Below are 12,331 nucleotides of genomic sequence, written 5' to 3'. Positions count from 1 at the left end.
TCGTGTCTCCCGAGGCGTTGAGCGAAGGGAATGCAGGCGCGTGGACGATACGCGTCAGCGCCGCAAACCTGTTCCAATGCGCCATTCTTGCAGGAGTCACCCGTACATGGACAAGATTGTTCTGATCACCGGCGGCAGCCGGGGCATCGGCGCTGCCGCCGCCGTACTGGCCGCGCAGCGCGGCTGGGCCGTGGCCATCAACTACCTGCGCCACGCCGAAGCCGCGAACGGCGTGGTGCGCCAGATCGAGGCCGCGGGCGGGCGCGCCATCGCGGTGCAGGCCGATGTGGCGGTGGAGGCCGACGTAGTGACTTTGTTCGAGACCGTGGACCACCGCCTGGGGCGCCTCACGGCACTGGTGAACAACGCGGGCGTGGTGGACCGCCCTGCCCGCGTGGACGAAATGCACGGCGAGCGCCTGCGGCGCATGTTCAGCATCAACGTGCTGGGCGCCTTCTACTGCGTGCGCGAGGCGGTGCTGCGCATGAGCACGCGCCATGGCGGCGCCGGCGGCAGCATCGTCAACGTGTCCAGCATCGCGGCCCGGCTGGGTGCGCCCCATCAATACGTGGACTATGCGGCGTCCAAGGGCGCGCTGGACACGCTCACCATAGGCCTGGCGCACGAGGTGGGCGGCGAGGGCATCCGCGTGAATGCCGTGCGCCCCGGCCTGATCGACACCGATATCCACGCCAGCGGCGGCCTGCCCCACCGCGTGCGCGACCTGGCAGGCCAGGTGCCCATGGAGCGCGGCGGCACGCCCGAGGAAGTGGCCGAGGCCATCGTGTGGCTGATGTCGGACGCGGCCAGCTACACCTCGGCCACGCTCATGGACATTGCCGGGGGCCGCTGATGGACTTGAAGCCGCTCATCACGCTGCTGGCCATCGTGAATCCATTGGCCATCGTGCCGTTCTTCATCCACTACACCAGCGGTTTCAACGCCGCGCAGCGCCGGCGCACCGTCCAGGTGGCGGCGTTCAGCGCGTTTTGCGTGATCGCGGCCTGCGCGCTTGTCGGTCTGCAGATCCTGGACTTCTTCAACATCTCGCTGCAGAGCTTCCAGGTGGGCGGGGGCATGCTGCTGCTGATCAGCGCCATGAACATGCTCAATGCGCAGCCGGCCGAGGCCAAGCCGCACACCCACGAGCTGGAGCAGGGCGCCGAGAAGGCGGCCGCGGGCAGCAGCATCGCCGTGGTGCCGCTGACCATCCCGCTGCTCACGGGGCCGGCGGCCATGTCCACCGTGGTGATCTACGCCGACCGCGCGCAGAGCATCTGGCAGCACCTGGCGCTGGTGGGCTACGGCGTGGTGGTGGGCGCGGCCACGGCGCTGTGCTTTGCACTGGCCGAGCCCATCGAGCGCGTGCTCGGCAAGACGGGCATCAACGTGATGACGCGGCTCATGGGGCTGATCCTCGCGGCGCTGGCCGTGGAGGTGATGGCCGACGGGCTGAGCAAGCTGTTCCCGGTGCTGGCCGCGCGTTCATAGCGGTCAGGCCGTGGCCTCGATGCGGTTGCGCCCCGCGTGCTTGGCACGGTAAAGGCAGCGGTCCACCGTTTCCAGGAACCGCTTGGAGTCATCCTGGGTGCCGGGCAGGGCCGTGCCCATGCCCACGCTCACCGTGAGCTGCTGGCCCAGGGGCGAAGCCGCATGGACGATACCGGCGTGGGCCACCTCCTGCATGCAGCGCTGCGCCACCGCGCGCGCGGAAGATGCATCCGCGCCGGGCAGCAGCAGCACGAACTCCTCGCCCCCGTAGCGCGCCAGGCAGTCGCGCGGGCGGTGGGCGGCCTGCTGCAGCGCGCGGGCCACGCGCCGCAGGCACTCGTCGCCCTCCACGTGGCCGTACTGGTCGTTGTAGCTCTTGAAGAAATCCACATCGAACATCAGCAGCGACAGCGGCTCTCCGGTGCGCTGCGCCTCCTGCCATTCGCGCTCGTACACCGCGTCGAACTTGCGGCGGTTGTTCACGCCCGTGAGCCCGTCGCGGAATGACAGTTCCTGCAGCTCCTGCTGCAGTTGCAGCAGCTGGTGTTCGTTCTGCTTGCGCTCGGTGATGTCGAACATGAAGCCCACGAGCGACACCACATTGCCCTGCAAGTCGCGCACCACATGCACCACGTCGCGGATCCACACGTAATCCCCGCCTGTGGTGAGCGCGCGGTAGTCCGCCTCGTGGTCCACGCCCGACTGGGATTGCGAAATGCAGAAGTTGACCACCCGGTCCCGGTCGTCGGGGTGCATGCGGTCGGCCCAATCCTGCACGGTGCGCCAGCTGGTGGGCGCCCAGCCCAGCAGGTCCTCGATCTGCGGGCCGATGTAGGCAAAGGTCGCCGTGGCCCAGTCGATCTTCCACGGAATGGCGCGCGTGGATTCGAGCAGGGTGCGATAAAGCGCGCTTTCGGGTGGTTCATGCGGCGTCATGGGGGCTCCGGCTGGCCGTGAAAACGCAGCAAGCTTAGCAGGGCGACGCGACAGCGGCCGTGGCGGGCGCGGGACGCCACGCCGCGCCACTCCGGCACAACCTGTCGCCACGCGCCACACGCACCCGGCGCGGCGCCGCACCGCCCCAGTTTTGCAGTTCTGCTGAGCCGGCCGATCGTTCAGGCCACGGCGGCGGGCTGGGCGGGGGTGTCGTCACCCGAAGAGCAGGCCCCACCGCAGCCGTGGATCAGATCGTCGGGCAGCGCGCCCGGCTTCTGCACGCTGCCCGTGGCGGGGTCGAAGCCCACGCGGCGCAGGTGCTGGGCGAGGGACGCGTCCATGGCGTCCGTATGCTGGGGGAACCATACGGCCAGCTCTGCAGCCATCTCGCGCAGGACATGCAGCTCGCCCTGGCGCGCGCGGTCGGTGCCCTCGCGCATGATCTTGAGCACCACCTGGTGCTGCGTGCTGTGGCAGTTGCCCGCGGCAAAGCGGGTGGCCTGCATCCAGCGGTCCTCCTGGGCGAAGTGGGCGTCGGTGTGCGCCACCAGGTCTTCCCAGGCACCGATAAGCGCCGCGTCATCGGCGCTCTCCACGGCCTGCAGCAGTGCCACGAATTCCTGGTGCGTGTGGTCCATCTGCGGCAGATCCAGTGCGAGTTCCTCGGACCATTGCAATGCGGCCATGGGCGGTCTTTCCTTCCTGTGCGGCGTTGTGAAGCGGCGCGAGCTTAAGAAAAACCGCCACCGGCGGTATTGACACATGTCATGTCGGTGCCGCTGGTGGGGGACAAAAAAAGCCCCGCCAGAGGCGGGGCTGCACGTGTTTGCCGGTTTATTGGCCGTGGGTGCGCTTGGCATCGGCCACGCACTTGTCCTTGGCGTCACCGCTCATGGTGTCGCAGCGCTCCTTCGCAGCCTTGTAGTTGGCTTCGCGCTGGGCCTCTGCGGCGTCCTTCTTGGCCTCTGCGACATCGGCGCGCTTCTCGGCGGTGGAGTCGGCGGGCTTGGCCTGCGCGCGCTGCACCTTGGCGTTTTCCTTGGCGGCCACATGGGCGGCCTTGGCGTCCTTCACGCAAATGTCCTTGGCGTCGCCCTTCTGGTCGTCGCATTTTTCCTTGGCCACTTCATAGTCAGCGTCGGCACGGGCCTCGTTCACGTTGTAGGTGGCCTTGTCGCTGGGCTTGTACTGGGCTTCCAACTCGGCCTTGGCCACCTTCTCGCGGCCCTTGGCCTCCTTCATGCAGACGTCCTTGGCGTTGCCCTGCAGGGTGTCGCACTGCGCCTTGGCGGCCTTGTAGTCAGCGCCGATGCGGTCCTTGCCGGCGTTGTATTCCTCCTTGGTCATGGCCATGCCCGAAGTGGCCATCAGGGCAGCGGCCGCCAGGGCCAGCAGATTGCGTGCGTTTTTCATGGAATGTCCTCCAGATGAATGTGATGGAAATTGGATCCCGCAGGGCGCGCGAGTCGTGCCCCTGCGGCGCGTTGCGTCAGTCGTAGCGGAAGTCGGGGTTGCGCTGTTCCCAGCCCTTGAGCTGTTCCTCGGCTGCCTCCCGGGCCAGCCCATGGCGCTCCTGCAGCTTGCCCAGCAGCTGGTCGCGCTTGCCGGCGATGACGTCCAGGTCGTCGTCGGTCAGCTTGCCCCATTGCTCCTTCACTTTGCCCTTGAACTGCTTCCAGTTGCCTTCAATGCGGTCTTCGTTCATACGTCACTCTCCTGTAGCGGTTGTTGAGGGATCGCCTGCCTGGCCCCTGTATGGCGCCGGGCATTGCGAGGCGATGAATGGACTCTAGGCAGGTGCCCGGCGGCAGCGCGTCGGTGCGCGCACGCAAGCGGCGTCAGCCCAGGGCGACAGCGGCATGTAGGCCGCCGCCCCGTCGCCGGTGCGCGGCGGGCAAAAAAAAAGAGGCATGCGCAGCATGTCTCTGGGGGTGGGAAGGGCGCAGGCGCTCAGCGGCCGGACTGCTCCACCCATGCGGCCAGCTCCTCGGCCACCTGGGCCGCCGCATCGGCCAGGGCCTTGGCGCCGCCAGCGGCATCGGGCGTGGCGGCATCGCGCCGCGCCACGAACACCCGCTGCGTGACCAGCGTCTCACCCGCGGTGCTCGCGTCGGCCAGCACGGCGCGCACACGCACCAGGCCGGCGCTCGCCTGGGGCGCGCCGAACACGTGGCTGAACTCCTCCAGCTCCAGGCGCAGCACGCTGGGCATGCGGCCGCGCTCCAGCAACACGGCCATGCCGTCGTCGCCAGAGAGCACCGCGCGGCGCTGGCCCAGGCGCTCGCGCACCGCCTGGTGCAGCAGCACGGCGGGCGGCAGGCTCCAGCGCGCCTGGGTGTAGGGGCGCAGTTGCTGGGCGTTGGTATAGGCCAGCCGGTACAGCAGCGCGGTGCTGCCCTCGGGCAGGCCCGTGGCGGTCACCTCGGCCAGCGCGATCGGGGGCAGCGGCGCGCTGGCCGCGGGGCCCGGCGCCTGCAAGGGACCGGGGCCAAAGTCGTACACATCGGCGCGCACCGGCGGCTCGGGGAGGATGGAGCAGCCCACCACCAGGGCCAGGGATGCCAAGAAAAATATGGCCTTAGCCCTTATCTGATAAGCGCTAGCAGCTATCTTTTTGATAGTCATCATAGGATCCTTGCGATGTGTCATTGCTGTGCTGCGGGGGCGGTGAAACCGGGCTCGCCCGGTCCCGCGGCCGAGCGACCGGGCCCGTAGATGAGCGACTGCGGGTTGTCGTTGATACCCGAGGCCGTGCGGCCCAGGCGGCGCGCGGCGCGCGCGGTCTCGTCGGCCGCATGGTTGATGCGCGGCAGCGTGACGCGGCCGAAGCGGTCGGCCGCGCCGGCCAGCGACTTGGCGCCCGCGGCGATCTCGTCGAGCGCGCCGCCCTCGGCCTGCAGCGTGCGGATGGCCTGGCTGACGTCGTTGGCGGCCGTGGCCGCGCTGCTGCCCGCCTGGCGCAGCGCCTGCAGGGTCTGCTGCGTGTCCTGCACCAGCGGCGGCACGCCCGCCAGCGCGGGGTCCAGCCGGGTGGTCACGGTGTTGTCCAGGCGGCGCGCGAGCTGGTCGATGCTGCCCGCCGCGTCGCCCAACTGCTTCAGTGCCGTGGAAAAGCGCTGCTGGTTCTCGTCGCCCAGCAGGGTGTTGATGCGCTGCGTGGCCTCCTGCACCTGGCCCAGGATGGCCGGACCCTGCTCGGCCAGTTGGCTGAACGAGGAGCTGTGCAGCGGCAGGCGCGGCAGCCCGCTGGCGCCCGGCGGCGGCGCGGGCAGCGGCGCCTCCGCGTCGTCCAGCTGCACATGAGCCAGGCCCGTCACGCCCTGGTAGCCCAGCGTGGCGAAGGTGGTGGGGCTGATGGGCGCGTCCGCATTCACGGCGATACGGATCAGCACGTTGCCCGCGACCTGCGGGTCAAAACCGATGTGCGTGACCTTGCCTACGGCCACGCCCTTGTAGCGCACGGCTGCCTGGGGCTGCAGGCCGCTCACGCTGTCCTTGCTGGACAACTCGTAGAGCTGGTAATCGGTCTGGTCGCGCGTGAGCCACATGCCGAGGCCGGCCAGCAGCGCCGCCACGGCGATCACGAAAATGCCTGCGGCCAGGGCATGGGACTTGTTTTCCATCAGGCTTCCTTGGACGAAGAGGCGGCGGGCGGCTGGGCCATGGCACGGCGGCCGCGTTCTCCGAGAAAAAAGTGGTGAATGAAGGGATGGTCGAAGCGCGCGACCTCCTGCGGCGTGCCGGTGACGATGACGCGCCGGTCGGCCAGCACGGCCACGCGCGTGGACAGGGCGTACAGGGTATCCAGGTCGTGCGTGACCATGATCACCGTGAGGCCCAGCGCCGCATGCAGCTCGCGCAGCAGCGCGCAGAACTCGTCGGAACTGCTCGGGTCCAGCCCCGCCGTGGGCTCGTCCAGCAGCAGCAGCGGCGGGTCCATGATGAGCGCGCGCGCCAGGGCCACGCGCTTGATCATGCCGCCCGAGAGGTCCGCCGGCATGCGCGTGGCGTGCTCGGGCTTGAGCCCCGCCAGGCGCAGCTTGACCATGGCCGCGTCGTTGACCAGCGCGGGTGGCAGCGTGCCCAGCTCGCGCAGCGCGAAAGCAATGTTGTCCAGCACGTTGAAGGCCGAGAACAGCGCCCCGTGCTGGAACAGCATGCCCACGCGGCTGCTGGCGCGCTCGCCGCCGACCAGCTCAGCCGCCGAGCGGCCCAGCACCTCCACACTGCCGCGTGTGGGCCGCGTGAGCCCCAGGATGTGGCGCAGCAACACCGTCTTGCCGGTGCCCGAGCCTCCCACGAGCGAGAGGATCTCGCCGCGCTGCACGGTGAGCTGCAGGTCGTCGTGCACCGTGAACGCTTCGTCACCCCGGCCGAACACCGTGGCCAGGCCGCGGATGTCCACCACCGGCGGCTCAACCACGGCCCGGGTGTCGGCGTCTGCGGCGGGGCGGGTGGCATCCATGGCTAGAAACCCACGTTCTTGAAGGCGACGGCGAACAGCGCGTCCACGATGATCACCATGGTGATGGCGCTCACCACCGAGGCGGTGGTGCCTTCGCCCAGGCTCTGGGTGTTGGGCTTGACGCGCAGCCCCCAGTGGCAGCCGATGAGCGCGATGAACACGCCGAACACCACCGACTTGGACATCGCCAGCCACAGGTTGGACACATTCACGGCGGCAGGCAGGGCCTGCGCGAAGTAGGCCGACGAGATGCCCATGGTCAGGTCCGCAGCCAGCATGCCGCCCGCCAGCGCCGCCAGCGTGGTCCACAGGGCCACCAGCGGCATGGCCAGCGCCAGCGCCAGCGCGCGCGGCATCACCAGGCGAAAACCGTGCGGTATGCCCATGACGCGCATGGCGTCCAGCTCCTCGGTGACGCGCATCACGCCAATCTGCGCGGTGATGGCCGAGCCCGATCGCCCCGCCACGAGGATGGCGCCCAGCATGGGCCCCAGCTCGCGGATCAGCGAGATGCCCAGGATGTTCACGATAAACGCTTCGGCGCCGAACTGCCGCAACTGCAGCGACATGAGATAGGCCAGCACCACGCCGATCAGGAAGCCCACCAGCGCCGTAATGGGCAGCGCCGTGGCGCCCATGCGGTACAGGTGGCCCGAGATGTCGCGCCAGGGCCCGCGCCGCGGGTTGCGCAGCAGGCGCAGTACGTCCAGCACCAGCTGGCCCACCAATATCACCAGATGGCGCACATGGTCCAGCGCGTGCAGCACCAGCACGCCCAGGCGGTCCACCTGGTCGCCCAGGCGCCAAGGCGCGGGGGGCTCGCAGGGGGTGGTGTACTGCGCCACGCGCTCCAGCATCTCACGCTGGTTCTCGGTCAGTTCCAGCTGCTCGGGCCAGGCGCGGCCCCAGTGGTTCCACAGGATCTGCGCGCCCACGTGGTCCAGACGCTGCACGCCTTGCAGGCTCCAGGCAACGCCGGGACCGCACTCCTTGAGCTGCGCCGCCACCCGCCGCCAGGCCCGGCGGTCGGCAAAGGCCGCGGCCACCCACTCGCCCTGCGGCTGGGCAAGGGGCCTGGCAGCGTGGTCCTGCACGACCGATGGAGGGTGGGTGACGGGCATGGTGGTCGGGAAAGAGGCCGGGCGACCGGCTGGCGCCGGCGCCACTGGCGGCGCCCGCAGTTTTGCATATTCCGGCGGCCGCGCCGCGCACGGGGCTGACGCGGCGCATCATTCCACAGAATTGGCGCGTGGCAAAAGCGAGGCCCGCCGGCGCTTGAAAAAACATCAAAAACCGGCCGTGACGCACCCGCAGCGCGCGCTGCCACTATCAAAAAGCGTAGCGCAGCGGGGTTTCCCTCTCGACACCCGAGTGCCGAATCGCACAATCGATTGCTGCACTGCGGCAGCCCCGGCGCTGGCGCGTTGCGCTCCTTCCCTGACGTGCGATCGGCATCCATGAGCGACACCACTTTCGACTACATCATCATCGGCGGCGGCACCGCCGGCGCCCTGCTGGCCAACCGGCTCAGCGCAGACCCCAAGAACCGTGTGCTGCTCGTGGAGGCCGGCCGCAGGGACGACTACCACTGGATCCACATTCCCGTGGGCTACCTGTATTGCATCGGCAACCCGCGCACCGACTGGCTCTATCACACCGAGGCCGACACCGGCCTGAACGGCCGCAGCCTGCGCTACCCGCGCGGCAAGGTGCTGGGCGGCTGCAGCAGCATCAACGGCATGATCTACATGCGTGGCCAGGCGCGCGACTACGACCAGTGGGCCCAGATCACGGGCGACGACGCCTGGCGCTGGGACAACGTGCTGCCGGCCTTTCGCCGCCACGAGGACCACTGGCGCCTGGACCAGCCCGAGGGCGTGAACGAGAACTTCAAGCGCCTGCACGGCAGCAAGTCCACGGGCAGCTCGGGCGAGTGGCGCGTGGAAAAGCAACGCCTGCGCTGGGACATCCTCGACGCCTTCGCCCAGGCCGCGCAGCAGGCCGGCATTCCCGCCACCGACGACTTCAACCGCGGCACCAACGAGGGCGTGGGCTATTTCGAGGTCAACCAGAAGAACGGCTGGCGCTGGAACACGGCCAAGGCCTTCCTGCGCCCCACCTGCTACGGGCGGCCCAATTTCGAGATGTGGACCTCGGCCCAGGTGACGCGCCTGGTACTGGACCGTCAGCCGGACGGCAGCCTGCGCTGCACCGGCGTGCAGGTGTGGACCGGCGAGGAAATGGTCACGGCCCACGCGCAGCAGGAGGTGATCCTGAGCGCCGGCGCGGTGAACTCGCCACAGATTCTGCAGCTGTCGGGCATCGGCCCCGGCGCGTTGCTGCAGCGGCACGGTATCGACATAAGGGGTATCTATTTAGCTCCAGTGACGTGAGAATAGCTGGATGGAAACCCAGATGCTAACGCCAACTCCTGGAGGGGACTACCCCCGCACCTGGAACGAATTTCTTGACTGGTTTGCCACCGAAGAGGCTTGCCAGGCGTTCCTGGAGAAGCTTCGGTGGCCCCAAGGCTTCGTCTGCCCGCGTTGCGGCAACGCTGGCGATGTGTACCGCGCCAGCCGCACCCGCCTGATGTGCCGCTCATGCCAGTACCAAGGCACAGTGACATCTGGAACCATCTTTGACAAGACGCGCACACCGCTGCGTGTCTGGCTGGCTGCAGCTTGGTACCTGACCAATCAGAAACAAGGCGTGAGCGCCCTGGGGCTGCAGCGCGTATTGGGTTTGGGGAGCTACCAGACCGCCTGGACCATGCTGCACCGGTTTCGACGTGCCATGGTCCGCCCGGGCCGGGACAAGCTCAAGGGGCTTGTGGAGGTGGATGAAACGTACCTGTCCATCACGGATCGCAAGAATCCCGCCACCCCTGCAGGGCGCAAGAGCAGCACCACCAAAGTGTTGATGGTCATGGCGGTGGAGATCGTGGAGCCCAAGGGGTTTGGGCGCATCCGGTTACGCCGCATTGACCGAGACGCCGCCACCCACGTAATCCCCTTTGTGCAGGAGGTGGTCGAGCCTGGAGCCCAGGTACGCACGGATGGTTCGGCGGCATACCGCGCTCTGGGAGAACTGGGTTACACCCACCAGCGCACCGTCATGCTCGGCTCAGGCGTACCTGCCCATGTCTCCATGGCGGGAGTGCACCGGGTCGCCTCACTGGTACAGCGCTGGGTGCTGGGAACACATCATGGCTCTGTACAGCCAGACCACCTGGACGCCTATCTCGATGAATTCGTGTTCCGTTTCAACCGGCGCACATCCAGCTCACGCGGGATGCTGTTTTACCGCTTGCTGCAGCAAGCGGTGGTTACGCCGCCAGTGACGTATGGGGATGTCGTGAGCAAGAACACCGGGGAGAGCCAATCGGATACCATTGCTGGATGAAATCAAGGGGTATCTATTTAGCTCCAGTGACGTGAGAATAGCTGGATGGAAACCCAGATGCTAACGCCAACTCCTGGAGGGGACTACCCCCGCACCTGGAACGAATTTCTTGACTGGTTTGCCACCGAAGAGGCTTGCCAGGCGTTCCTGGAGAAGCTTCGGTGGCCCCAAGGCTTCGTCTGCCCGCGTTGCGGCAACGCTGGCGATGTGTACCGCGCCAGCCGCACCCGCCTGATGTGCCGCTCATGCCAGTACCAAGGCACAGTGACATCTGGAACCATCTTTGACAAGACGCGCACACCGCTGCGTGTCTGGCTGGCTGCAGCTTGGTACCTGACCAATCAGAAACAAGGCGTGAGCGCCCTGGGGCTGCAGCGCGTATTGGGTTTGGGGAGCTACCAGACCGCCTGGACCATGCTGCACCGGTTTCGACGTGCCATGGTCCGCCCGGGCCGGGACAAGCTCAAGGGGCTTGTGGAGGTGGATGAAACGTACCTGTCCATCACGGATCGCAAGAATCCCGCCACCCCTGCAGGGCGCAAGAGCAGCACCACCAAAGTGTTGATGGTCATGGCGGTGGAGATCGTGGAGCCCAAGGGGTTTGGGCGCATCCGGTTACGCCGCATTGACCGAGACGCCGCCACCCACGTAATCCCCTTTGTGCAGGAGGTGGTCGAGCCTGGAGCCCAGGTACGCACGGATGGTTCGGCGGCATACCGCGCTCTGGGAGAACTGGGTTACACCCACCAGCGCACCGTCATGCTCGGCTCAGGCGTACCTGCCCATGTCTCCATGGCGGGAGTGCACCGGGTCGCCTCACTGGTACAGCGCTGGGTGCTGGGAACACATCATGGCTCTGTACAGCCAGACCACCTGGACGCCTATCTCGATGAATTCGTGTTCCGTTTCAACCGGCGCACATCCAGCTCACGCGGGATGCTGTTTTACCGCTTGCTGCAGCAAGCGGTGGTTACGCCGCCAGTGACGTATGGGGATGTCGTGAGCAAGAACACCGGGGAGAGCCAATCGGATACCATTGCTGGATGAAATCACAGTATCAATGGGGCTGCTGGAGCTAAATAGATACCCCTTATGAAATCACAGTATCAATGGGGCTGCTGGAGCTAAATAGATACCCCTTATCGACATACAGGCCGACCTGCCCGGCGTGGGCGCCAACCTGCAGGACCACCTGCAGATCCGCGCCGTGTACAAGGTGCAGGGCGTGCCCACGTTGAACATGCTGGCGGGCAACCTGCTGGGCAAGGCCAGGATCGGACTGGAATACGCCTTCAAGCGCAGCGGTCCGATGAGCATGGCGCCGTCGCAACTGGGCGCCTTCACACGCAGCCAGCCGGACCTGCCGCACCCCAACCTTGAGTACCACGTGCAGCCCCTGTCGCTGGAGGCCTTCGGCGAGCCGCTGCACCGCTTCCCGGCCTTCACGGCCAGCGTGTGCAACCTGAACCCCACCAGCCGCGGAACCATCCAGATCAAGAGCCCGGACTTCCGCACCGCGCCGGCCATCGCTCCCAACTACCTGTCCACGCCCGAGGACCGCCAGGTGGCCGCCGACAGTCTGCGCGTCACGCGCCGCATCGTGGCCCAGCCCGCACTGGCTCCCTACCAGCCCGAGGAATACAAGCCCGGCCCGCAGTACCAGAGCGACGAAGACCTCGCCCGGCTGGCGGGCGATATCGCCACCACCATCTTCCACCCCGTGGGCACTACGCGCATGGGCCGGCTGGACGATCCGCAGGCCGTGCTGGATGCGCGCCTGCGCGTGCGCGACGGCCGCGGCGGCGTGGTGGCCGGCCTGCGCGTGGTGGACGCGGGCGCCATGCCCACCATCACCAGCGGCAATACCAATGCACCCACGCTGATGATGGCCGAGATGGCCGCCCAATGGATTCGCAGCGAGGCGCGTGCCCCAGTTTGAACCAGTGGCAGCAGGTGCGGGAAACCACCAATGCACCACCGGGGTGCGTTTTATTACAGTCCATGCACTCGAAGCGCGCCTCGGCACGCCAACCG

12 protein-coding genes and 2 pseudogenes are annotated in these 12,331 nt (G+C 67.5%); 6 read left to right on the top strand and 8 right to left on the bottom strand.

Features of this window, described 5'->3' with window-relative positions:
• Nucleotides 1–106: 106 nt before the first annotated feature.
• Entirely contained in the window at nt 107–853 is a 747-nt protein-coding gene (locus tag K2L43_RS01500; RefSeq protein ID WP_220638365.1) for an SDR family oxidoreductase, read from the top strand.
• Nucleotides 853–1,491 (top strand): MarC family protein, encoded by a 639-nt coding sequence (locus K2L43_RS01495; RefSeq protein ID WP_011803724.1) that lies wholly within the window; start codon nt 853–855, stop codon nt 1,489–1,491. Before K2L43_RS01500 ends, K2L43_RS01495 begins: the two co-directional genes overlap by 1 nt.
• Before the next feature lie 3 nt (nt 1,492–1,494).
• Here the strand turns inward: K2L43_RS01495 and K2L43_RS01490 are convergent, their stop codons facing one another.
• The 8 genes from K2L43_RS01490 to K2L43_RS01455 form a co-directional block, all read right to left on the bottom strand.
• The gene (locus K2L43_RS01490) at nt 1,495–2,427 is read right to left on the bottom strand and encodes a sensor domain-containing diguanylate cyclase (RefSeq protein WP_012655348.1); all 933 of its coding nucleotides are present in this window, start codon (nt 2,425–2,427) and stop codon (nt 1,495–1,497) included.
• Nucleotides 2,428–2,606: 179 nt separating this feature from the next.
• Nucleotides 2,607–3,113: a hemerythrin domain-containing protein gene (locus tag K2L43_RS01485; RefSeq protein ID WP_220638364.1), complete on the bottom strand. Its 507-nt coding sequence runs from the start codon at nt 3,111–3,113 to the stop codon at nt 2,607–2,609.
• Between the two features lie 148 nt (nt 3,114–3,261).
• The gene (locus tag K2L43_RS01480) at nt 3,262–3,840 is read right to left on the bottom strand and encodes a hypothetical protein (RefSeq protein WP_012655346.1); all 579 of its coding nucleotides are present in this window, start codon (nt 3,838–3,840) and stop codon (nt 3,262–3,264) included.
• A gap of 76 nt (nt 3,841–3,916) precedes the next feature.
• Nucleotides 3,917–4,132, bottom strand: a complete 216-nt coding sequence (locus K2L43_RS01475; protein WP_011803720.1) for a CsbD family protein — start codon at nt 4,130–4,132, stop codon at nt 3,917–3,919.
• 245 nt (nt 4,133–4,377) lie between these two features.
• A complete protein-coding gene (locus K2L43_RS01470; protein ID WP_220638363.1) occupies nt 4,378–5,055 on the bottom strand; it encodes an ABC-type transport auxiliary lipoprotein family protein in 678 nt (225 codons plus the stop codon).
• Nucleotides 5,056–5,072: 17 nt separating this feature from the next.
• On the bottom strand, nt 5,073–6,050 hold the full coding sequence (locus tag K2L43_RS01465; protein ID WP_103736820.1) for an MlaD family protein: 978 nt from the start codon (nt 6,048–6,050) through the stop codon (nt 5,073–5,075).
• On the bottom strand, nt 6,050–6,892 hold the full coding sequence (locus K2L43_RS01460; protein WP_012655342.1) for an ABC transporter ATP-binding protein: 843 nt from the start codon (nt 6,890–6,892) through the stop codon (nt 6,050–6,052). Before K2L43_RS01460 ends, K2L43_RS01465 begins: the two co-directional genes overlap by 1 nt.
• 2 nt (nt 6,893–6,894) lie before the next feature.
• Nucleotides 6,895–8,013: an ABC transporter permease gene (locus tag K2L43_RS01455; protein ID WP_123675269.1), complete on the bottom strand. Its 1,119-nt coding sequence runs from the start codon at nt 8,011–8,013 to the stop codon at nt 6,895–6,897.
• Nucleotides 8,014–8,349: 336 nt separating this feature from the next.
• On the opposite strand from K2L43_RS01455, the pseudogene K2L43_RS01450 reads away from it, so the two are divergent.
• From K2L43_RS01450 to K2L43_RS01435, 4 genes and pseudogenes are all read left to right on the top strand, one after another.
• Nucleotides 8,350–9,255, top strand: a pseudogene (locus K2L43_RS01450) (GMC family oxidoreductase); the annotation flags it as partial.
• A 40-nt stretch (nt 9,256–9,295) separates the two neighbouring features.
• Entirely contained in the window at nt 9,296–10,297 is a 1,002-nt protein-coding gene (locus K2L43_RS01445) for an IS1595-like element ISCsp2 family transposase (protein ID WP_011805635.1), read from the top strand.
• A gap of 45 nt (nt 10,298–10,342) precedes the next feature.
• Nucleotides 10,343–11,344 (top strand): IS1595-like element ISCsp2 family transposase, encoded by a 1,002-nt coding sequence (locus K2L43_RS01440; RefSeq protein ID WP_011805635.1) that lies wholly within the window; start codon nt 10,343–10,345, stop codon nt 11,342–11,344.
• A 94-nt stretch (nt 11,345–11,438) separates the two neighbouring features.
• Nucleotides 11,439–12,236, top strand: a pseudogene (locus tag K2L43_RS01435) (GMC family oxidoreductase); the annotation flags it as partial.
• Nucleotides 12,237–12,331: the final 95 nt, after the last annotated feature.

It is taken from the genome of Diaphorobacter sp. MNS-0 (assembly GCF_019602835.1).
GTDB lineage: Bacteria > Pseudomonadota > Gammaproteobacteria > Burkholderiales > Burkholderiaceae_C > Diaphorobacter > Diaphorobacter nitroreducens.
Note: the sequence above shows the minus strand (reverse complement) of the source record. Positions and strands in the feature narration are given on the sequence as shown.

Bases quoted from the DNA above. Each gene is read 5' to 3' on its own strand.
- K2L43_RS01500 (WP_220638365.1), top strand. From the start codon at position 107: ATGGACAAGATTGTTCTGATCACCGGCGGCAGCCGGGGCATCGGCGCT.
- K2L43_RS01495 (WP_011803724.1), top strand. From the start codon at position 853: ATGGACTTGAAGCCGCTCATCACGCTGCTGGCCATCGTGAATCCATTG.
- K2L43_RS01490 (WP_012655348.1), bottom strand. From the start codon at position 2,427: ATGACGCCGCATGAACCACCCGAAAGCGCGCTTTATCGCACCCTGCTC.
- K2L43_RS01485 (WP_220638364.1), bottom strand. From the start codon at position 3,113: ATGGCCGCATTGCAATGGTCCGAGGAACTCGCACTGGATCTGCCGCAG.
- K2L43_RS01480 (WP_012655346.1), bottom strand. From the start codon at position 3,840: ATGAAAAACGCACGCAATCTGCTGGCCCTGGCGGCCGCTGCCCTGATG.
- K2L43_RS01475 (WP_011803720.1), bottom strand. From the start codon at position 4,132: ATGAACGAAGACCGCATTGAAGGCAACTGGAAGCAGTTCAAGGGCAAA.
- K2L43_RS01470 (WP_220638363.1), bottom strand. From the start codon at position 5,055: ATGATGACTATCAAAAAGATAGCTGCTAGCGCTTATCAGATAAGGGCT.
- K2L43_RS01465 (WP_103736820.1), bottom strand. From the start codon at position 6,050: ATGGAAAACAAGTCCCATGCCCTGGCCGCAGGCATTTTCGTGATCGCC.
- K2L43_RS01460 (WP_012655342.1), bottom strand. From the start codon at position 6,892: ATGGATGCCACCCGCCCCGCCGCAGACGCCGACACCCGGGCCGTGGTT.
- K2L43_RS01455 (WP_123675269.1), bottom strand. From the start codon at position 8,013: ATGCCCGTCACCCACCCTCCATCGGTCGTGCAGGACCACGCTGCCAGG.
- K2L43_RS01445 (WP_011805635.1), top strand. From the start codon at position 9,296: ATGGAAACCCAGATGCTAACGCCAACTCCTGGAGGGGACTACCCCCGC.
- K2L43_RS01440 (WP_011805635.1), top strand. From the start codon at position 10,343: ATGGAAACCCAGATGCTAACGCCAACTCCTGGAGGGGACTACCCCCGC.